The 19,448-nt window shown below is 74.2% G+C and carries 18 protein-coding genes; 12 read left to right on the forward strand and 6 right to left on the reverse strand.

Annotated features, from left to right (window positions below; genetic code table 11):
* Positions 1-62: 62 nt before the first annotated feature.
* The gene (locus ACI78Q_RS16875; protein ID WP_456924569.1) at positions 63-1,169 is read left to right on the forward strand and encodes a LacI family DNA-binding transcriptional regulator; all 1,107 of its coding nucleotides are present in this window, start codon (positions 63-65) and stop codon (positions 1,167-1,169) included.
* A gap of 317 nt (positions 1,170-1,486) precedes the next feature.
* On the opposite strand, the gene ACI78Q_RS16880 is transcribed toward ACI78Q_RS16875, so the two are convergent.
* Positions 1,487-2,038 carry a response regulator gene (locus tag ACI78Q_RS16880; protein ID WP_456924570.1) on the reverse strand — a complete coding sequence of 184 codons (552 nt, stop codon included), beginning with the start codon at positions 2,036-2,038 and terminating at the stop codon, positions 1,487-1,489.
* On the reverse strand, positions 2,035-6,495 hold the full coding sequence (locus tag ACI78Q_RS16885; RefSeq protein ID WP_456924571.1) for a HAMP domain-containing protein: 4,461 nt from the start codon (positions 6,493-6,495) through the stop codon (positions 2,035-2,037). Before ACI78Q_RS16885 ends, ACI78Q_RS16880 begins: the two co-directional genes overlap by 4 nt.
* A gap of 115 nt (positions 6,496-6,610) precedes the next feature.
* On the opposite strand from ACI78Q_RS16885, the gene ACI78Q_RS16890 reads away from it, so the two are divergent.
* The 7 genes from ACI78Q_RS16890 (at position 6,611) to ACI78Q_RS16920 (ending at position 13,195) form a co-directional block, all read left to right on the forward strand.
* Complete coding sequence (locus ACI78Q_RS16890) at positions 6,611-8,674, forward strand: SpoIIE family protein phosphatase (RefSeq protein ID WP_456924610.1); 2,064 nt, start codon at positions 6,611-6,613, stop codon at positions 8,672-8,674.
* A gap of 82 nt (positions 8,675-8,756) precedes the next feature.
* Positions 8,757-9,083, forward strand: coding sequence for a hypothetical protein (locus ACI78Q_RS16895; RefSeq protein ID WP_456924572.1), 327 nt, complete (start codon positions 8,757-8,759; stop codon positions 9,081-9,083).
* A 63-nt stretch (positions 9,084-9,146) separates the two neighbouring features.
* Positions 9,147-10,127 (forward strand): patatin-like phospholipase family protein, encoded by a 981-nt coding sequence (locus ACI78Q_RS16900; RefSeq protein WP_456924573.1) that lies wholly within the window; start codon positions 9,147-9,149, stop codon positions 10,125-10,127.
* A 445-nt stretch (positions 10,128-10,572) separates the two neighbouring features.
* Positions 10,573-10,896: a TraR/DksA family transcriptional regulator gene (locus tag ACI78Q_RS16905; protein ID WP_456924574.1), complete on the forward strand. Its 324-nt coding sequence runs from the start codon at positions 10,573-10,575 to the stop codon at positions 10,894-10,896.
* A 135-nt stretch (positions 10,897-11,031) separates the two neighbouring features.
* Complete coding sequence (locus tag ACI78Q_RS16910) at positions 11,032-12,309, forward strand: NAD(P)/FAD-dependent oxidoreductase (RefSeq protein ID WP_456924575.1); 1,278 nt, start codon at positions 11,032-11,034, stop codon at positions 12,307-12,309.
* A 113-nt stretch (positions 12,310-12,422) separates the two neighbouring features.
* The gene (locus ACI78Q_RS16915) at positions 12,423-12,695 is read left to right on the forward strand and encodes a YciI family protein (RefSeq protein ID WP_456924576.1); all 273 of its coding nucleotides are present in this window, start codon (positions 12,423-12,425) and stop codon (positions 12,693-12,695) included.
* A 107-nt stretch (positions 12,696-12,802) separates the two neighbouring features.
* Positions 12,803-13,195 (forward strand): hypothetical protein, encoded by a 393-nt coding sequence (locus ACI78Q_RS16920; protein ID WP_456924577.1) that lies wholly within the window; start codon positions 12,803-12,805, stop codon positions 13,193-13,195.
* Positions 13,196-13,218: 23 nt separating this feature from the next.
* On the opposite strand, the gene ACI78Q_RS16925 is transcribed toward ACI78Q_RS16920, so the two are convergent.
* Positions 13,219-13,521, reverse strand: a complete 303-nt coding sequence (locus ACI78Q_RS16925) for a hypothetical protein (RefSeq protein ID WP_456924578.1) — start codon at positions 13,519-13,521, stop codon at positions 13,219-13,221.
* Between the two features lie 246 nt (positions 13,522-13,767).
* On the opposite strand from ACI78Q_RS16925, the gene ACI78Q_RS16930 reads away from it, so the two are divergent.
* A complete protein-coding gene (locus tag ACI78Q_RS16930; RefSeq protein ID WP_012948038.1) occupies positions 13,768-13,971 on the forward strand; it encodes a cold-shock protein in 204 nt (67 codons plus the stop codon).
* An 80-nt stretch (positions 13,972-14,051) separates the two neighbouring features.
* On the opposite strand, the gene ACI78Q_RS16935 is transcribed toward ACI78Q_RS16930, so the two are convergent.
* The gene (locus ACI78Q_RS16935) at positions 14,052-14,513 is read right to left on the reverse strand and encodes a hypothetical protein (protein ID WP_456924579.1); all 462 of its coding nucleotides are present in this window, start codon (positions 14,511-14,513) and stop codon (positions 14,052-14,054) included.
* Between the two features lie 77 nt (positions 14,514-14,590).
* A complete protein-coding gene (locus ACI78Q_RS16940) occupies positions 14,591-15,238 on the reverse strand; it encodes a hypothetical protein (protein WP_456924580.1) in 648 nt (215 codons plus the stop codon).
* Positions 15,239-15,414: 176 nt separating this feature from the next.
* On the opposite strand from ACI78Q_RS16940, the gene ACI78Q_RS16945 reads away from it, so the two are divergent.
* Genes ACI78Q_RS16945 through msrB form a run of 3 tightly spaced genes read left to right on the forward strand, consistent with a single transcriptional unit; the run spans position 15,415 to position 18,668 of the window.
* On the forward strand, positions 15,415-17,562 hold the full coding sequence (locus tag ACI78Q_RS16945) for a histidine kinase (protein WP_456924581.1): 2,148 nt from the start codon (positions 15,415-15,417) through the stop codon (positions 17,560-17,562).
* Complete coding sequence (locus ACI78Q_RS16950; RefSeq protein WP_456924582.1) at positions 17,549-18,205, forward strand: response regulator; 657 nt, start codon at positions 17,549-17,551, stop codon at positions 18,203-18,205. The genes ACI78Q_RS16945 and ACI78Q_RS16950 overlap by 14 nt, the downstream gene beginning before the upstream one ends.
* Before the next feature lie 46 nt (positions 18,206-18,251).
* Entirely contained in the window at positions 18,252-18,668 is a 417-nt protein-coding gene (gene msrB, locus ACI78Q_RS16955) for a peptide-methionine (R)-S-oxide reductase MsrB (RefSeq protein WP_456924583.1), read from the forward strand.
* Between the two features lie 49 nt (positions 18,669-18,717).
* On the opposite strand, the gene hemQ is transcribed toward msrB, so the two are convergent.
* Entirely contained in the window at positions 18,718-19,434 is a 717-nt protein-coding gene (hemQ, locus tag ACI78Q_RS16960; RefSeq protein ID WP_456924584.1) for a hydrogen peroxide-dependent heme synthase, read from the reverse strand.
* Positions 19,435-19,448: the final 14 nt, after the last annotated feature.

The raw sequence follows: 19,448 nt of genomic DNA on the forward strand, positions 1-19,448 counted from the left end.
CAGCGCAGCCCCCTCCCCTGGCAATCTGACCACCGAGGGCCCGACCGAGAAGAGGTTGACCCATGGAACTCAACGCCCCGAACGACGACGTCGGTGGCTCGGACCTCCTCGTGGCTCCCAGCGACGGAAGCCCCGACGGGAACCCTTCCGCGTCGTCCCTCCGCGGCCGCGTGACCATGCAGCAGGTGGCCGCAGAGGCCGGCGTCTCGGTCTCCACCGTGTCGAAGGTCATCAACGGGCGGTACGGCGTATCCGCCGAGACCGTCGACCACGTGACCCGGGTCATCGATCGGCTCGGCTACGAGGCGAGCCTCGTCGCGCGGAGCCTGCGCAACCGTCGGACCCACGTCGTCGGCGTGCTGGTCATGGACTTCGAGCCCTTCAGCACCGAGGTCCTCAAGGGGGTCGCAGACGCCGTCCACGGCTCCGGCTACGAGCTCATCGCCTACTCCGCCGGCGGACACGTCGAGGCGCAGGTGGGCTGGGAGCGTCGGTCGCTGACCCGGTTGATGGGGAGCCTCGTCGACGGCGCCGTCCTGGTCACGCCCACCGTGACCGACGTGCAGGCCGACGGACCGGTGGTGGCGGTCGATCCGCACACCGGTCCGGCGGGGCTGCCCTCGGTCACCGCCGACAACCTGCAGGGCGCCCGGCTCGGCGTCGAGCACCTGCTCGGGCTGGGGCACACCCGCATCGGCATGATCACGGGTCGCTCGGACCTGCTGTCCGCGCAGCAGCGGGAACAGGGCTACCGCGAGGCGCTCGTCGCCGCGGGGCTGCCCGTGGACGAGGCACTGGTGCGGTCCGGCGGCTTCGAACCGGAGATCGCGCGCGAGGCGGCTCGCGAACTGCTCTCGCGCCCATCCCCGCCGACCGCGGTCTTCGCGGCGAACGACCTCTCGGCGCTGGTGACGCTGGAGCTCGCGGCGGAGCTCGGGCTCGACGTCCCCCGTCAGCTCTCGGTGGTCGGCTTCGACAACATCCCGGAGTCCGCTCTCGCCAATCCCCCGCTGACCACGGTGCAGCAACCGATCCGGCGGATGGGCAAGGAGGCCGCCGACATGCTCCTGGCGCTCATCTCCGGCGAGGAGGTCGCCGACCTCCACCGCACCCAAGCCACCTCCCTCGTCCTACGGGCGTCCACCGCGCCTCCGGGGCAGGCCTCCTGACACAGCCGTTGCGCGACGGCGACGGCCTTCGGCCGTGCGGGTGTGGCGACCGCGCATGGACCCGCGACCGGACAGCGCTGTCGGGTCTCGCTCCCCGGAGATGCCGGGTGAGCCGATGCGCGTGGAGCCAGCCGCGCCCGGCGTCCGGCGTGCGGCGTCCGGCCGGCACGGACGAGTGATCCGGCGCTCGACGCCAGAGGAGCACAGCGCTCACACGACAGACGACCGACGTCCTGCAGCGGAGACGGCGGACTCCTCCGGTCGCCGTCCCGGGTCGATGCCGACCGCGGAGCGTCCCGCTCTCCCTGGGCGCGGGACTACCAGGGCCGGCCGTGGCGCAGCGCGCCGAAGACACCCCGCAGGCGTTCGACGAGCGCGGAGGTGGCGGCGTCGGCGGGCTCGGCGGCGTCGAGCAGCTGCATCGCGTGGTCCACACCCTTGCGCAGCTCGTCCCGCTCGGCGGCGCGTTCAGCGAGCTCGGTGTGCAACAGGTGGAGGTCGACGAACACGGCCACCTTCGACCGGAGCACCCACGGATCGAAGGGTTTGGTGATGTAGTCCACCGCGCCCGCCTGGTAACCGCGGAAGGCCAGATGGGGATCGTAGTCCGCTGCGGTGAGGAACAAGATCGGGATGTGCCGGGTCCGTTCCCGCTGCTTGACGTGCTTGGCGGTCTCGAAGCCGTCCATCCCGGGCATGCGCGCGTCGAGGAGGATCAGCGCGAAGTCCTGGACGAGCAGCTTCTTGAGCGCCTCCTCGCCGCTGGTGACCGGCACGACCTCGATGGGGAGCCCCTCCAGGACCGCCTGCAGCGCGAGCAGGTTCTCCCGCCGGTCGTCGACGGCGAGGACCCGGACGGGCGCGGTCATGCCGAAGGGCCGTCGTCGTGGGCTGCTGCATGCCCGTCGCCGGTCACCCACGAGGCCATGATCGCGAGCAACTCGTCGAGGTCGACCGGCTTGGTGACGTAGTCGGTGGCACCCGCGGCCAGGCTGGACTCCCTGTCCCCCGGCATCGCCTTCGCCGTCAGGAACACGATCGGCAGGTCCTTCCACTGCGGGACCGCCCGGATCCGGCGAGTGGTCGCGTTGCCGTCGAGGTCGGGCATCATCGCGTCCATCAGCACGATCCGGACCTCCGGGTGCTCGGTGAGCAGGGCGATGCCGTCGAGGCCGTTGTCGGCGTAGAGGACCTCGAGACCGTGCAGCTCCAGCGCGCTGGTGAGGGCGAAGACGTTGCGCACGTCGTCGTCGACGATGAGCACCGTGGCCCCGGACAGCTCCGGCGCCGTCCGCGCCGTCGCCGGCGGCGTTGCCCTCAGGATGGGCGAGCCCCGGTCGGCGGCCTCGGGCGCCGCTTCGGCCGGGCGCGGGGCGGGGACGTCGGACACCGCCGCGGTGATCGCCGGGGTGATCGCCGGGCTCTCGACGGGCAGCAGCAGGGTGAACACCGACCCGACGCCCGGCTCGGACGACACCTCGATCTTCCCGCCCAGCAGCCGGGCGAGCTCCTTGCAGATCGACAGGCCCAGCCCGGTTCCGCCGTACTTGCGGCTGGTGGTGCCGTCAGCCTGCTGGAACGCCTCGAAGATCATCGCCAACTTGTCGCCCGGGATCCCGATACCGGTGTCGCGCACGGCGAAGGTGATGACCGAACCGGCGCCGTCGAGCGAGGGCACCCCGTGGAGCGTCCGGGGTGGCGCCAGGCCGACCTGCAGGGTGACGCTGCCGGCGGCGGTGAACTTGATGGCGTTGGCCAGGAGGTTGCGGAGGATCTGCTGCAGCCGCTGAGCATCGGTGGTGATGACCGCGGGCAGCTCCGCCGCCGCCTCGACGCGCAGCTGGAGGCCCTTGTCCTCGGCCTGCACGCCGAAGGCCTGCTCCACGTCAGCGCACACGTCGGCGAGCAGCACCGGGGCCGGCTCGATGTCCACCCGACCTGCCTCGATCTTGGACAGGTCGAGGATGTCCTCGATCAGGTGCAGCAGATCCGACGCGGAGGCGTGGATGGTGCTGGCGAACTCGATCTGCTTGGGCGTCAGGGTCGCGTCCTGGTTGTCGGCGAGCAGCCGTGAGAGCAACAGCAGTGCGTTGAGCGGCGTCCGGAGTTCGTGGCTCATGTTCGCCAGGAACTCCGACTTGTACTGGTTGGCCAGCGTGAGCTGCTGCGCCTTCTCCTCGACGCCGCGCCGAGCCGCGTCGATCTCCATGTTCTTGAGCTCGACGTTGCGGTTCTGCTCGGACAGCTGCAGGGCCTTCTCCTCGAGCTCGGCATTGGTGCGCTGCAGCTCGGCCGACTGGTCCTGCAGCTCCATGGTCAGGCGCTGGGACTGCGCGAGCAGCTGCTCCGTGCGCCGGCCGGCCTGGATCGTCGCGAGGGTCACGCCGATCGTGGTGACCAGCCGCTCGAGGAAGGTCAGGTGCAGCGCCGAGAACGGCGCGGTCGCGCCGAGCTCGATCACACCCAGCGACTCGCCTTCGAACAGGATCGGGAGGACGACGAGCGCACCGGGCGCGCCGGTGCCGGTCCCGGAGCGCACGTCCAGATAGCCCTGGGGCAGATCGGTGACGACGATGCTCTGCTTGCTCATCGCAGCCTGGCCGACCAGGCCCTCACCGGAGCGGAACTCGAGTGGCGGGTCCCCGATCGGGACCCCGTATCCCCCGCACATGACCCAGCGAGCGGGGGCGCTCGCCTCCACCAGGTCACCGGGGTCGGCCGCCAGGAAGAACGTGCCGACCTGGGCCCCGACCAGGGGGGCGACCTCCCCCATGATCATCTGACCGACGTCGCCGAGGTCGCGCTGGCCCTGCAGCAGGCCGCCGACGCGGGCGAGGTTGGAGTCCAGCCAGCCCTGCTCGGCGTTCTCCGCAGTGGTCTCGCGCAGGGCCACGATCATCTGGTTGATGTTGTCCTTGAGCTGCGCGACCTCGCCGAGCGCGGCCACCTGGATCTGCTCGGTGAGGTCACCGCGCGCCACCGCGGTCGACACGGCCGAGATCGCGCGCAGCTGCGTCGTGAGCGTGCCGGCGAGCTGGTTGACGCTCTCGGTCAGGTCCCGCCAGGTGCCCGACACCCCGCGCACCTGGGCCTGCCCGCCGAGCTTGCCCTCGGTGCCGACCTCGCGGGCCACCCGGGTCACCTCGTCGGCGAACGAGGAGAGCTGGTCGACCATCGTGTTGACCGTCGACTTCAGCTCCAGGATCTCCCCGCGCGCGTCCACGGTGATCTTCTGGCTCAGGTCACCGCGGGCCACCGCGGTGGTCACCTGGGCGATGTTGCGCACCTGCCCGGTCAGGTTCGACGCGAGCTGGTTGACGCTCTCGGTGAGATCCCGCCAGGTGCCGGCGACACCCTTGACCTCCGCCTGCCCGCCGAGCTTGCCGTCGGTGCCGACCTCGCGGGCCACCCGGGTCACCTCGTCGGCGAACGAGGAGAGCTGGTCGACCATCGTGTTGACCGTCGACTTCAGCTCCAGGATCTCCCCGCGCGCGTCCACGGTGATCTTCTGGCTCAGGTCACCGCGGGCCACCGCGGTGGTCACCTGGGCGATGTTGCGCACCTGCCCGGTCAGGTTGAACGCGAGCTGGTTGACGCTCTCGGTGAGATCCCGCCAGGTGCCCGACACCCCGCGCACCTGGGCCTGCCCGCCGAGCTTGCCGTCGGTGCCCACCTCGCGGGCCACCCGGGTCACCTCGTCGGCGAACGAGGACAGCTGGTCGACCATCGTGTTGACCGTCGACTTCAGCTCCAGGATCTCCCCGCGCGCGTCCACGGTGATCTTCTGGCTCAGGTCACCGCGGGCCACCGCGGTGGTCACCTGGGCGATGTTGCGCACCTGCCCGGTCAGGTTGAACGCCATGTAGTTCACGTTGTCGGTCAGGTTGCGCCAGGTGCCCGAGACGTTGGGCACCTGGGCCTGCCCGCCGAGCTTGCCCTCGGTGCCGACCTCGCGGGCCACCCGGGTCACCTCGTCGGCGAACGAGGACAGCTGGTCGACCATCGTGTTGACCGTCGACTTCAGCTCCAGGATCTCCCCGCGCGCGTCGACCGTGATCTTCTGGCTCAGGTCACCGCGGGCCACCGCGGTGGTCACCTGGGCGATGTTGCGCACCTGCCCCGTCAGGTTGTCGGCCAGCTGGTTGACGTTGTCGGTCAGGTTGCGCCAGGTGCCCGACACGTTGGGCACCTGGGCCTGCCCGCCGAGCTTGCCGTCGGTGCCGACCTCGCGGGCCACCCGGGTCACCTCGTCGGCGAACGAGGAGAGCTGGTCGACCATCGTGTTGACCGTCGACTTCAGCTCCAGGATCTCCCCGCGCGCATCCACGGTGATCTTCTGGCTCAGGTCACCGCGGGCCACCGCGGTGGCGACCTGCGCGATGTTGCGCACCTGCCCGGTCAGGTTGGCCGCCATCAGGTTCACCGCGTCGGTGAGGTTCTTCCAGGTCCCGGCCACGTCGGGGACCGCGGCCTGCCCGCCCAGCCGGCCCTCGGTGCCCACCTCGCGGGCCACCCGGGTCACCTCGTCGGCGAACAAGCGCAGTGTGTCGGTGAGCGAGTTGATCGTCTCGGCCAGCTCGGCGACCTCGCCTCGCGCCGAGACGGTGATCTTGCGGGACAGGTCGCCCTCCGCGATGGCCGTGGCCGCCGAGGAGATCGAGCGCACCTGGTTGGTGAGGTTGCTCGCCATCGTGTTGACCGAGTCGGTGAGCGCGCGCCAGGTGCCCGCGACACCGGCCACATCGGCCTGCCCGCCGAGCTTGCCCTCGGTGCCGACCTCACGGGCCACCCGGGTCACCTCGTCGGCGAACGAGGACAGCTGGTCGACCATCCTGTTCACGGTGCGGCCGATGCGACGGAACTCGCCGCGGAGCCTCCGGCCCTCGATCTCCAGGGCCATGTGCTGAGACAGGTCGCCCTCCGCGACCGCATCGAGCACCCGGGCGATCTCGGCGGTGGGCGCCGCGAGATCGTCGATCAGCGCGTTCACGGCCTGCACACCCGCCGCCCACGCGCCGTCGTAGGACTCCTCGTCCAGCCGCTCGGACATGCGCCCGTCGCGGCCGACGACGCGGCTGATCCGGAGCAGGTCGCGGCTCTGCCGCTCCTGCAGCTCCACCAGCTCGTTGAACTGCTCGACCACCTCGCTGGCCGGCCCCTCGCGGCGGGCGAGCCGGACGTCGAAGCGACCACGACGCACCTGGGCCAGCGCCTGCGCCAGCTCGACCAGGAGCGCTCCGTCGTCGCCGACCGATCCGTCAGGGGCCACCGCGGGCGTCCCCGGGCCGGCGGGGACCATCGAGTCTGCGTGCCGTGTCGCGCTCATGAACGCCTCCCGCCGCAGCCTAGTCACGGTGACGGCTGATCCTGGCAGACCTGCTTCGGCACACCGGGCACCCCGCGAGCAGACTGCACGCGTGCCCGTTCAGGTCGAGCGACGGATGCGGTTCCCGCCCGACATCCGGTCGGTCAGACACGCTCGGCGGATGGTCCACGACGCGCTGGCCGAGGTGGCGGACGGCGGCCGCGCCGAGGACGGCTCCGCCGTGGCGGAGTTCGTCGACGACGTCGTGCTGCTGGCCAGCGAGCTGTGCGAGAACGCCGTGCTCCATGCCGGCACCGCGTTCGACGTGGCGGTGGTGGCCGGCGACGACGACATCACCGTGTCCGTCACCGACCGCGGCCCGGGCGCGCTGGAGCTGCACCTGGCCGAGCCGCGACAGCGCTACGGGCGGGCCGCGACCCACGGGCGAGGCCTGTCCCTGGTCGCGCGGCTGGCGACGACCTGGGGCACCCGGCACGAGGCCGACGGACGGCACACGGCGTGGTTCACCCTCAGCCGGCGTCCGGGCTCCACCGACGAGCCCCCGGCGGTCCAGGCATCCCAGCACGAGCGCACGTGGACCTCGGCCGAGCAGGCCCGCTGGCTGCAGCACGTGCCGGCGTCCCTGGTCCATCGCCTCAGGCCGGCCGAGCTGGTCCGCGAGTTGACGACACGGCTGTGCGATCTGGTGGACGCCGCGGCCGTCGTCGTCGAGATCGACCCCGGCGACGGCTCCGGGGCGCGGGAGCTGGCGCGCGCCGGTGTCTCGCCGTCCGACGACGCCGTCACGCCGGGGGCGACCGTCGCCGTGGCGCTGCCGACCACCACCGGGCTGCGCGGCACCATCCGACTCGACGTCCGCGAGGCCGCCGACGCCCCCCGCGCCCGGGAGCTGACCGAGCTGATCGCCGACCGGATCGCCCTCACCGCCGAGTCGCACTGGCTCCGCGAGGTGGACCAGAGCCGGCGGGCGTGGATGACCTATCTTGCCGAGGCCAGCGAGCTGCTCAACCAGTCCCTCGACCTCGAGCTGACGGCCGCGCTGGTGCCACAGCTGGTGGTGCCCCGGCTGGGCGCATGGTGCGCGGTGCTCCTCCCGGAGCCGACGCGCCGGCTGCGCCTGGCCGCAATCGCGCATGTTGACGAGGACCGGCTGCCCGAGCTGCGCACGGTGCTCGACCCCGCTGCCGTTCCGGGTCCCCCACCACAGCTGCGCGCCCTGTTCGCGGCAGCCCACCGGGCCGCCACGCCCTCGTGGTTCTCCGACCCGGCCGACGGTGTCGCGGTGGCGCTGCAGGCCCGCGGGACCTCGACCGGAGTGCTGTTGGTGGGCCGCCCCACGGGCCGCGCGCACACCCCGGAGGACCTGCTGCTGATCGACGACATCGCCCGTCGTGCCGCGCTGGCGGTCCACAACGCCCAGGTCGTCGGCGAGCACGTGCGGGTGTCGCAGACACTGCAGGCCGCCCTTCTGCCCCGCGCCCTGCCGCAGGTACCGCAGATCACGTTCGCGGCGGAGTACCTGCCCGCGAGCACCGGGGCGGACGTGGGCGGCGACTTCTACGACGTGATCGCGGTCGGCCCCGACACGTGGCTGGCCACCATCGGCGACGTCTGCGGCAAGGGAGCACGGGCCGCCGCCCGCACCGGTCTGGTGCGCGATGTGCTCCGGGCGCTCGTGCGCGAGGGCCGTCCGCTCGTGCAGGCGATCGAGATCCTCAACGCCGTCATGGTGGAGGCGGCCGACCCCCAGCAGTTCTGCACGCTTGCGGCGGCGATGCTGCGCCGGACGACGCTCGACGGGCGTCCCGCGGTGGCAGTGGACCTGGTGCTGGCCGGCCACGCCAAGCCGGTCGTGGTCCGCGCCGACGGCACGGCCGAGCTGATCGGCCGGTTCGGGACCGCACTGGGCCTGCTCGACGCCGTCGATCTGCCCTGCACCCAGCACCTCCTGGGCGCCGGGGAGACGCTGCTGCTCTACACGGACGGCATCACCGAGTGCCGGCGTGGCACGGAGCAGTTCGACGACGACCGGCTGCTCGAGGCCGCCACCGCCGCGTCCGGCACGAGCGCCGCCCGTGTCGTGGCGACCGTCCGTGAGGCCGTGCAGCGCTTCGCCACCGACCGCCGCAGCGACGACATGGCCCTGCTCGCCGTCCGCGCCGAGCCCCCGGTGCCGTGACCGAGGCACACGCGGGCCGAGGGTCGTAGGTTGGTGGCGCCGTCCGCAGAGCGGGCTCGGCACGAGCGGAGAGGGGAACCGGATGGCGACCGACCGGCCTGACCCCGGCGAGTTCCTCGACATGGCGCAGCGGGTGCTTCGCGAGCTCTTCGGCGGTCCGCGCGGCGGCGACGAGCCGTGGGCGGAGGCGACACGTCGTCCGGAGCGGAGCCGCGGGCCCAGCCTCGAACTGCAGCGCGACGACCTCACGTTCGCGCTGGCGACGCGCGCCGTCGAGGCCCTCGAGGACCTCGCGCTCAACGTCGCGGCGATCCGGCAGCGTCTGGAGCGCCTCGACCCGCCGGCCCCGGGGAGGCAGCCCGCGAGCGAGGAGCGGGACCCGGACGGGACCGACGCCGCGGAGACCTGACCCGGTCCGTCATCCCGACGGGGTGACGCCCACTGCGGGCCCTGTGGGTGCACCATCGGCGACGTGGGTGACCACCACACCGTCCGAGTCGTTCCCCGCCGCACGCGCGTCGCGGTGGCGCTGGGGGGCGGCGGCGCCCGCGGGTACGCCCACATCGGCGTCCTCCAGGTGCTGGAGGAACGCGGCTTCGAGGTCGTCAGCGTCGCCGGCTGCTCCATGGGCGCCCTGGTCGGGGGCCTCTACGCCGCGGACGGCCTCGACGCGTTCTCGGCGTGGGTGCGCGGCCTGACGCACCGCGACGTGCTGCGGCTGTACGACCTGTCCCCCCGGGCTCCCGGAGCCATCCGGGCCGGGAAGGTCTTCGCCAGGGTGAGCGGCATCCTCGGCGACCGGCGCATCGAGGACCTGCGCCTCCCGTTCACCGCGGTCGCGACCGACCTCGAGACCGGCGAGGAGCGGTGGTTCCAGGAGGGGCCGCTCGACGTGGCCCTCCGTGCCTCCGTCGCCCTCCCCGGCTTCATGACGCCGGTGGTCGTCGACGGCCGGCTCCTGGCGGACGGCGGACTGGTCAACCCCCTGCCGATCGCGCCCACCGCCACCGCCCGCGCCGACCTCACCGTGGCGGTCGCCGTGTCGGGTCCGCGGCTGTCGGCGGACCGGACCGGTGCGGCCACCGGCGCCCGCAGCGGGCACCGCAGGGAGGTCCTCCGTGGCCTCGGGACCCGCCTGGCCACGTTGCGCAGCGCCCCGCCGGACCGGATCGCCGACGAGGTGCCGGAGGTGGCGCCGGGAGCGCTGCCCCCGGGACTGCGCACCCTCGACGTCGTGGAGTTGTCCCTCGAGGCCGTCCGGACCGCGGTCATGCGCCACACGCTGGCCGTCCATCCCCCCGACGTGCTCGTCACCGTCCCGAGGTCGTCCTGCCGGACGCTCGACTTCCACAAGGCCGAGGAGCTCATCGAGCTGGGACGGCGCCTCGCGGCCGAGGCACTCGACCGCGAGGCGGAGAGTCCACCCGCCTGCGCCACCGGAGGGTGCTCGTAGCACCGCGGCCCGACCCCACCGCTCCAGGGAGGCTGCCATGAGCCAGAGGCACCGTGCGCTCCGGTCCGCGATCGCCGCTGCGGCGGTCGCCGCGGCCGGCCTGCTCACCCGGTCGATGGTGCGGGGCGTCCGCCGGCCCTGAGCCCACGCACCCCGGCGCGGGCGGTGAGCCCCGGAAGAGCGGCGGCCCGGGTCGGGAGTCGCGGAGCCGACATCAGCCCGTTGCCGGTGGTCGGCAAGCAGAGCCGCGCCCGTTCGCCGGTCACCGCCCTGTGCCGGTCGTCCGCCTGCGAGCAGGGTGGGTGCAGGTCGGGAGGCCGGCGAGCCGGCCGGGGACCCGCGCCGGCGGGCCGCCTGACCCGACCGGCCGATCGACTCGTCGGGCCCCGCACCGCGCGCGTCCGGCTCAGCCGGGACGCGCCTCCCGTCGTCCCAGGAGGACCCCATGACCACCGCCGCCGCCACGACCGCTTCGACGCGGACCACCGACCGGGCGCCGTTCACGGAGCTGCTGCGAGCCCAGCGCGCCGACGTCGTCCGCCAGCACGAGCTCGCCCTGGCCGAGACGGTCACGTCGGTGCCGGACCCGGTCGCGGTGACCCGCGCGGCCGGCCTGGTGCTCACGATCGAGGAGATCGACGCGGCGCTGGCCCGGATCGACGCCGGCACCTACGGCCGGTGCGTGCACTGCGGCGGCGGGATCCCCACCGAGCGGCTGGAGTTCCGGCCGTCCGCGGCCGCCTGCGTGTCCTGCCAGCGGGCGCGCTGAGCGCCGCGCGCGCTCGACGTCCTCCACCTCGCGGGCAGTTCCCGGTCCGACCCTGACCGATCTCGGCGCACGTCCTTCGCCGTCCCTGCCCGCACGACCCGTCCCGGCGGAACGACCGCCGGAGAAGGAGCGGGCATGTCCTCTCCCCAGCACGGTCCGGTGTTCGTCCCCGGCTCCCCACGCGAGGTGGCCGTCGTCGGCGCCGGCATGGTCGGCCTGGCCACCGCCTGGTTCCTCCAGGAGGCCGGCGTCCGGGTCACCGTCTACGACCGCGACTCCGCCGGCGCCGGCGCCTCCTGGGGCAACGCCGGCTGGCTCACCCCGGCGCTGGCCGCGCCGCTGCCCGAACCGGCGGTGCTGCGCCAGGGGCTGCGTGCGGTGCTCGGTCCCCGGTCGCCGGTCTCCCTGCCACCGCGGGCCGACCGCACGCTGCTGCGCTTCCTCGCCGGCTTCGTCGCGCACAGCAGCACCCGGCAGTGGCGGCGGGGCATGGCCGCCTTCGTGCCGCTCAACGGGCGCGCGCTGGAGGCCTTCGACGTCCTCACCGCCGCCGGGGTCCCCGCGGCCACCCACCCGGCACGGCCGTTCCTGGCCTGCTTCCGCCGGGAGCGCGAGGCCGAGCGGCTGTGCGCCGAGCTGGAGCGGATCCGCGACGCCGGCCAGGAGGTCAGCGGTCACCCGGTCATCGGCTGGCGGGCACGGGCGCTCGAGCCGGCGCTCACCGACCGGGTGGGCGCGGCGGTGCAGATCCACGGCCAGCGCTACCTGCACCCACCCGAGTTCGTGCGGTCCCTCGCCCACGCGGTGCGGCAGCGCGGCGGCACGCTCGTCGAGGGCACCGGCGTGGCCGACCTGTGTCACGAGGCCGGCGGGGTGGCCGTCGTCACCGGCACCGGCGATCGGCAGCGGCACGACGCGGTCGTCGTCGCCACCGGCGCCGAGCTCGGCCGGCTGGCGCGGCGCTTCGGTGTCCGGCAGCCGGTGCAGGCCGGGCGCGGGTACAGCTTCAGCGTGCCGGCGGACCGGATGCCCGGCGGCCCGCTGTACTTCCCGAGCCAGCGGGTGGCCTGCACACCGTTGGGCACTCGGCTGCGGGTGGCCGGGATGATGGAGTTCCGCCGCCCCGACGAGCCGCTGGACCCGCGGCGGATCAGCGCCATCGTCGACGCCGTCCGCCCCTTCCTGACCGGGGTGGACCTCGATGACCGGCGCGACGAGTGGGTCGGCTCCCGGCCGTGCACTCCCGACGGGCTGCCGTTGATCGGCCGCACGGCCTCACCGCGGGTGTTCGTCGCCGGCGGCCACGGCATGTGGGGCATCACGCTCGGCCCCGTCACCGGCCAGCTCCTGGCCCAGACCGTGCTGAAGGGCGATGCCCCACCGGAACTCGCCCCGTTCGACCCGCTGCGCTGACCCGCCTCCCCACCCCCGCGGAGCCCCTCCCCGCTGAACGAACGTCCGGCCGGCCGGTGACCTGCCGTCCGTCCCGTGCCGCGGGCCGTTGGTCTCGGCCAGGATGCCGGGCCATGAAGTACGTGATGACCTACCGCGCGGTCGAGGACTTCCTGCCCCTGGCCCGGCAGCACGGCCCGGCGCACCGGGCGCGGCTGGAGGAGTTCCGCGACCGCGGGCTGCTGCTCATGGCGGGGCCCTTCGACGAGCCGATGGACGGCGACGCCATGGGGGTGTTCACCAGCCGCGAGGCCGCCGAGGAGTTCATCGCCGGCGACCCGTTCGTGCAGGGCGGCGTGGTCGCCGAGTGGACGGTGCGGCCGTGGAACGAGGTCCTCGTGTCCTGAGCCTCACCCCGCGGGGTGATCTCCGGGCGTCCAGGGCACCTCCAGCCTCCGCCCAGGGGACCGACCGGCCGTTGACCCCGGTGTCCGGTCCACGACGGAGGTGCACGGTGCGGGTCTCGTTCCTGGTGTACGGCGTGCTCTACGTCGTCGTCGAGATCGTCGGCGCCCAGCTGGAGTCGATCGGCTGGCCGGAGCTCACCCCGCTCGACGTCGCCACCGCGGTCGCCAACGCCTGCCTGACCGTGGCCGTCGGCATCGCCGTCCTCGTGGGGCTCGACCTCGGCGGCCGGCGGTGGCACCGCGCGGTGCTGGCGCGGCGGGCCGAGCGGGCGCAGCCGGCCCAGCAGTACTGGGAGGAGCAGCCGCCGCTCGGCGTCCCCTCCTGGCGGGCCGAACCGCTCGCGCTGCCCGCGCGGCCCTCGCCGGCTCCCGTACCGGACTACTCCGGTGCACCCTCGGGGGGCCGGGCCTTCCCCGAGGAGCCGGGACACCTCCTCTGAGCTGCGGCGATCCGCAGGCCGGGTCAGGCGCCGGCCAGCAGCGCCGCCTTCAGGCCCAGCCCGTGCGCGGCCGTGGCGGCCCGCCCGCCGCGGCGGACTGCCCAGGCCAGCTCCACCGCGTCGGCCAGTCCCGGCCGGGGGCCCTGCCCGGAGATGACCCGGCCCACCTCGTCGCCGGACACGCCCGCCGCGTCGGCGCGCAGCCACAGCCAGCCGCCGTCCTCCAGCCGCTGGGCGAGGTCGGCGTCCAGGTCGCTGTCGGCGAGGTCCTCGACGTCGCACAGGACGAGGGGAGCGGTGGGCAGGGCGGCGATGGCGGCGGTCATGTCAGGAGTCCGTTCCTTCGGGTCGGCCGGGTCCGTCCCGGCACCGAGGACTCTCCGGCCGCTGCCGCAGGTACTCGACGAGGGAACCGCACGGTTGCCGCAAGACCCGCACATCCGCGACGCGCCCGGGCGGATGAGGAGAGTCCCGGCCCCCCGCAGGTGGCCGACGACGTCTAGGGTGGACGCGTCGGGAAGGCCCTGCGCTATGGCAGGACCCCGATGCACCACCTCAGCTAGGAGCGAGCAATGCCCGAAGGAACTGTCAAGTGGTTCAACGCGGAGAAGGGGTTCGGCTTCGCCACCCCTGACGGCGGCGGACCGGATGTGTTCGTCCACTACTCGGCCATCCAGACCAGCGGGTACCGCTCGCTCGACGAAGGCCAGCGGATCTCGTTCGACATCGAGCAGGGCCAGAAGGGCCCGCAGGCTGCGAACGTCAACCCGCTCTGATCTCACGATCAGCCGCTGATCACTGATCGGCACCAGCGCCCCCGTCCGGTTCTCCGGGCGGGGGCGCTGTCGTCGGTGGGCTACCGCGCGCGGGGCACGTAGCCGCCGATCAGCGAGGACATGAGCAGCGCACCGGCGTCGGGGCCGACCGCGGCCGCGGCGTCGGCGAGCGCCCGCCACCGGCCCCGCTCGACGTCGGTCGGCGCGTTCTCCGCCCGCGCGGTCAGCTGCTCGAGCAGCCGCTCCCACTCCCCCTGCGGCGTCGGCCAGAGCCCGGCCAGCCGGCGCGCCTCGGCCGAGATGCCGGTGAACCGCACGATGTCACCGGCGTAGTTGGTCAGCGCCTCGACGTAGCCCGACGACACCAGCGCCCGCGCGGCCGCGACCACCTCGGGCTTGGGCAGCCCGCTGGCCGGCACGACCTGGCCCAGGTACGGGGCGCCGCCGTACCTCGGCTCGTCCACCAGCCGCGCGACCGCCCGCAGCACGGGGAGGTCGCGGGTGAACCAGACGTCGGGCAGCGGCGTGTCCAGCGAGCTCACCGGCCCAGTCTCCGCCCGACACGGCGGCGCCCCGCCACCCGGGGTCACGGGGTGGCGGGGCGCTGTCGGCCCGGGGTTCAGCGGGCTCCGGTCAGCTCCGGCTCGCGGGCGAGGATGACGCCGAGGAGGACGTAGCCGACCAGCAGGTGCGCGGCGCCGGCGAACCCCCCGGCCGCGGGCACGATCGCGTTGAGCGGGACGACGACCGGCGCCCAGCTCTCGGCCACCAGCGGCCAGAACCGCGCGGCCCCCTGCCAGCGGCCGGCGATCGCGATGCGGATCCCGATGCCGGCCATGCCGAGCATCGACAGCGGCCAGAAGGCGTCCAGCAGCAGGAACCAGGTGGCTCCGTCGTACTGCCGCAGGAAGATCCAGGTCAGCGTGGAGACGATCGCCAGGCCGAGGAGCACGTGCTCGGCGTGCAGGAAGAAGCGCGCCAGTCGTCCGGTGCCGGTCGCCCCGGTGCGCAGCTGGAGGGTCACGAGCGCGACCAGGCCGAGCTGGAACAGCAGCGAGGTGAGGTTGTAGACCGTGTCCCCCCAGCCCGGGTCCGGGTTCGGGCCGAAGACGAGCAGCCCGGCCGCCCACGCCGCGGAGCCGGCGGCCACCGCCATCCCCGTGGAGCGGGCGAACCGGGTGGTGGCGGCGGGCCGGGTGCCCGACGGCGTCGAGGAGGCCGCACCCAGGTCGGTGCGGGCGGTGGCGGGGGTGGTGCTGAGGGACATCTCGTCTCCCGGATCGAGGTGGCGGTGCCCTGCGCACCGACTGGGAGAACCGTCTCGGGGCGGCGTCCCGGGCAGCCAGGGCGCGCCGCCCTCGATCCGGTCCCCGTCGCCGTCCCGGGCGACACGGGACACCTGCCTCGTGACGCGCGGGACGCCGGCGGGTGAGGATCGCCCGCGTGCAGGCAGGAGCCCCGGTCGCCGAACCGACCCCCGCGGCGCCGGACGACCCTCCCGCGCCGCCACCTGCGCGCCCCGCGGCGGCGACGGCAGGGCTGCGGACGCTCGCCTGGCTGCTCGTCGGGGTCACCGTCGCGGCCGCGGTCGGGGCCACCGTTCTCGACGTCCTCACGCCGGCCGCCGCCCGGCAGGCCGCGGACACCACACCCGGCTGGATCATCGGCCTCCCCGGCGTCGGGCTCGCCGTCCCCGGGGCCCTGCTGCTGCGCCGGGTCCCGCGCAACGCGGTCTCCTGGGTGGTCGGGGGCACCGGCCTGCTGTGGGCCCTGGACGGGGTGGCGCAGTCCTGGCTGACGTTCGCCCTCCAGTACGACCCGCCGTTGCCCGGGGCCACGGCGTCGTTCTGGTTCGTGAACCGCTTCGGCGCCTGGCTGCTGCTCGGGCTGCCCCTGCTGCTCCTGCTCTACCCCCACGGGCGGCTGCCGGCCGGGCGCTGGCGGTACGCGGCCGTGCTGAGCCTGGCGTCGACTGCGCTGCTGCCGACCCTGCTGATGGTGGTGCCGTCGGCGATCGCCGACGCTCGCGCCGGGGTGGAGACGCCCGCGATCTACCGCTCGCTCGACCTGGACCCGACCAGCCTGCCGCTGCCCGAGCCGGTGGTCCTGCCGCTGCTGCGGCTGGCCTTCCCCGTCGCCGTCCTCGGGGTGGTCGTGCCCGTCGCCGCCGTCGTCGCCCGGTACCGCCGTGCTCCGGGCGAGGACCGCCGCCGGATGCGCTGGCTGCTGTGGGCCGCCGTCGTCGACCTGCTGGTCATGGTCGCCGCCCTGGTCTTCCCCGGCGACGAGGCCTCCTTCGGGCTGTCCATCGCGGTGACCCTGACCGGCGTGGCGGTCGCCGTCGGCATCCTGCGCCCGCAGGCGGTCGACATCGACCGGCTGCTCGGCGGCACCCTCGTCTACGGCGGGCTCGCGGTCGCCGTCGTCCTGCTCGACCTGGCGGTGATCGCCGCCGCCGGCGCCCTGCTCGGGGACCGGCTCGGCGACCGGGACGCCACCCTGCTGGCCCTGCTCGTGGTCACCGGCCTCTACGTGCCGCTGCGCGCCCAGGCCTGGCGGCTGGTCCGCCGGTGGGTGCTCGGCGAGCGGGAGGACCCCTACCGCGTCGTCTCCGGGCTGGCCGCGCGCCTGGAGCGCTCCGACGGCGCCGAGGAGCAGCTCATGGCCGTCGCGGCCGGCATCGCCGAGGCGTTCCGCTCCCCCTACGTGGGCGTCGAGGTCGACCAGCCCGGCGGTCAGCACCTGCTGGCCGAGTCCGGACGGCGCCCGGCCGCGGTGCAGTCGCTGTCGATCGCCTACCGAGGCGAGGAGGTCGGACGGCTGCTGCTCCCGCGGGACGGCGTCCGCGCCCACCTGGTCACCCGCGACGAGGGGCTGCTCGCCGACGTCGTCCGGCAGGCCGCCGCGGCCGCCCGCGCGAGCTCGCTCGCCGCCGAGCTCCAGGCCAGCCGCGAGCAGCTGGTGGCCGCCCGCGAGGAGGAGCGGCGGCGGCTGCGCCGGGATCTGCACGACGGGCTGGGGCCCTCGCTCGGCGCGGTGGTGCTGCGCATCGACACCGCCCGCAACCTCGCCGCGGCCCGCCCGGAGGAGGCCGACCGGCTGCTGCGGCAGGCCCGCGACGACGTCTCGGCCGCGCTGGCCGACGTCCGCCGGCTGGTGCACGACCTGCGCCCGCCGGCCCTGGACGACCTCGGCCTGGCCGGGGCGGTCCGCCAGCAGGCCGAGCGGCTGCTCGCGCCGCGGGCCGAGGTGACCGTCGAGGCCGGCGAGCTCGCCGACCTGCCCGCCGCCGTCGAGGTCGCCGCCTACCGGATCGCCTCGGAGGCGCTGGCCAACGTCGCCAAGCACGCCGCGGCGACCCGGGTGCGGGTGTCGCTGGCCTGCGACGGGGACGGCGCCCTGGTGGTCGAGGTGGCCGACGACGGCGTCGGGATCGCCCCCGGCGCGCCGGCCGGCGTGGGGTTGGTCTCCTTGCGGGAGCGCGCCGCGGAGCTCGGCGGGCGCTGCTCGGTGGAGTGCCCCGCACCCGGCGGCACGGTGGTGCGGGCGGTGCTGCCCGCGGACGGAGGGAGTTCCCGTGTCGGAGCCTGAGGAGCCGCTGCGGATCGCCGTGGTGGACGACCACCCGGTCTACCGGGACGGGCTGGCGGTGCTGCTCGGCTCGGTCCCGGGTCTGGTCGTCGTCGGCACCGCCGCCGACGGCGCCGAGGCGGTGGAGCTGGCCCGCGAGGAACAGCCCGACGTCGTGGTCATGGACGTGCAGATGCCGGTGCTCGACGGGATCGAGGCGACCCGCCGGATCACCGCCGAGTCGCCGTCGGTCGGGGTCGTGGTGCTCACGATGAGCGAGGACGACGGCACGGTGTTCTCCGCCGTCCGGGCCGGTGCGCGCGGCTACCTGCTCAAGGGCGCCGACCAGGAGGAGGTGGTGCGGGCGATCACCACGGTGGCCGGCGGCGGCGCGGTGTTCGGGGCCGCCCTGGCACGCCGGATCGCGGAGTTCTTCACGACCGGGCCGGCCGGGCCGGAGACGGCGTTCCCCCAGCTGACCGCCCGCGAGCGCGAGGTGCTCGACCTGGTCGCGGCGGGCCGGTCCAACGCGCAGATCGCCGCGGCGCTGTACCTGTCGCCGAAGACGGTGCGCAACAACGTGTCCAACGTGCTGACCAAGCTGCAGGTCACCGACCGGGCGCAGGCGATCGTGCGGGCGCGGGAGGCCGGGCTGGGCCGCTGACCTCGCCCGTGATCAACAGCGCGTCCGGCGTCGTACCGTGGAGCGCATGACGACGTCCGCGGAGAACCAGCCGAAGGTCAGCAAGAGCGACGAGGAGTGGCGGGCGCAGCTGTCGCCCGAGGAGTACGCCGTCCTCCGCCAGGCCGGCACCGAGCGGCCCTGGACCGGTGAGTACGTCGACACGAAGACGGCCGGCGTCTACACCTGCCGGGCGTGCGGGGCGGAGCTGTTCCGCTCCGAGACCAAGTTCGACTCGCACTGCGGCTGGCCGTCGTTCTACGAGCCGACGTCGGCCGACAACGTGGTGCTGCGCGAGGACCGCAGCCACGGCATGGTCCGCACCGAGGTGCTGTGCGGCAGCTGCCACAGCCACCTGGGGCACGTCTTCGAGGACGCCCCGCAGACCCCGACCGGCGACCGCTACTGCATCAACAGCGTCTCGATCAGGCTCCTCGAGGCGTGAAGCGGAGGCTGGGGGTGCAGAATTCCTGCACCCCCAGCCTCCGCTGGGGTCACGGCAGGTCGTTGACGAGCTCGGCCACCGGCTTGCGGACGCCGGTGTAGAACGGCACCTCCTCGCGCACGTGCCGCCGCGCCGCCGAGGCCCGCAGCTCGCGCATCAGGTCGACGATGCGGTGCAGCTCGTCGGCCTCGAAGGCCAGCATCCACTCGTAGTCGCCGAGGGCGAACGAGGCCACCGTGTTGGCGCGCACGTCGGCGTACCCGCGGGCCATCTGCCCGTGCTCGGACAGCATCGCGCGCCGTTCCTCGTCGGGCAGCAGGTACCACTCGTAGGAGCGCACGAACGGGTAGACGCACACGTAGCGGCGCGGCTCCTCGTCGGCGAGGAACGCCGGGATGTGGCTGCGGTTGAACTCCGCCGGCCGGTGCAGCGCCATCTGCGACCACACCGGCTCCAGGTGCCGGCCGAGGGCGGTGCGGCGCAGCCGGGTGTAGGCCTCCTGAAGCGCCTCCGGCGTCGCGGCGTGCCACCAGACCATGAGGTCGGCGTCGGCCCGCAGGCCGGCGACGTCGTAGACCCCGCGGACGACGACGTCCTTGCCGGCCAGCTCGTCGAGCAGGGCCTGCACCTCGTCCGCGGCCGCGGAGCGCTGCTCCTCGCCCAGCGGGCGGGCCAGCCGGAACACCGACCACATCGTGTAGCGGATGGTCGCGTTGAGCTCGTTGGCCCGCTTGCCGATGCTGCGCTGGTCGCTCTGCTCGCTCATGGGGCCATTGTCCC

This window comes from Geodermatophilus sp. SYSU D00705 (genome assembly GCF_054050135.1).

What these genes read in the sequence shown, in the direction of transcription:
- ACI78Q_RS16875 (WP_456924569.1), top strand. Translation starts at nt 63, where the DNA reads ATGGAACTCAACGCCCCGAACGACGACGTCGGTGGCTCGGACCTCCTC.
- ACI78Q_RS16880 (WP_456924570.1), bottom strand. Translation starts at nt 2,038, where the DNA reads ATGACCGCGCCCGTCCGGGTCCTCGCCGTCGACGACCGGCGGGAGAAC.
- ACI78Q_RS16885 (WP_456924571.1), bottom strand. Translation starts at nt 6,495, where the DNA reads ATGAGCGCGACACGGCACGCAGACTCGATGGTCCCCGCCGGCCCGGGG.
- ACI78Q_RS16890 (WP_456924610.1), top strand. Translation starts at nt 6,611, where the DNA reads ATGCGGTTCCCGCCCGACATCCGGTCGGTCAGACACGCTCGGCGGATG.
- ACI78Q_RS16895 (WP_456924572.1), top strand. Translation starts at nt 8,757, where the DNA reads ATGGCGACCGACCGGCCTGACCCCGGCGAGTTCCTCGACATGGCGCAG.
- ACI78Q_RS16905 (WP_456924574.1), top strand. Translation starts at nt 10,573, where the DNA reads ATGACCACCGCCGCCGCCACGACCGCTTCGACGCGGACCACCGACCGG.
- ACI78Q_RS16910 (WP_456924575.1), top strand. Translation starts at nt 11,032, where the DNA reads ATGTCCTCTCCCCAGCACGGTCCGGTGTTCGTCCCCGGCTCCCCACGC.
- ACI78Q_RS16915 (WP_456924576.1), top strand. Translation starts at nt 12,423, where the DNA reads ATGAAGTACGTGATGACCTACCGCGCGGTCGAGGACTTCCTGCCCCTG.
- ACI78Q_RS16925 (WP_456924578.1), bottom strand. Translation starts at nt 13,521, where the DNA reads ATGACCGCCGCCATCGCCGCCCTGCCCACCGCTCCCCTCGTCCTGTGC.
- ACI78Q_RS16930 (WP_012948038.1), top strand. Translation starts at nt 13,768, where the DNA reads ATGCCCGAAGGAACTGTCAAGTGGTTCAACGCGGAGAAGGGGTTCGGC.
- ACI78Q_RS16940 (WP_456924580.1), bottom strand. Translation starts at nt 15,238, where the DNA reads ATGTCCCTCAGCACCACCCCCGCCACCGCCCGCACCGACCTGGGTGCG.
- msrB (WP_456924583.1), top strand. Translation starts at nt 18,252, where the DNA reads ATGACGACGTCCGCGGAGAACCAGCCGAAGGTCAGCAAGAGCGACGAG.
- hemQ (WP_456924584.1), bottom strand. Translation starts at nt 19,434, where the DNA reads ATGAGCGAGCAGAGCGACCAGCGCAGCATCGGCAAGCGGGCCAACGAG.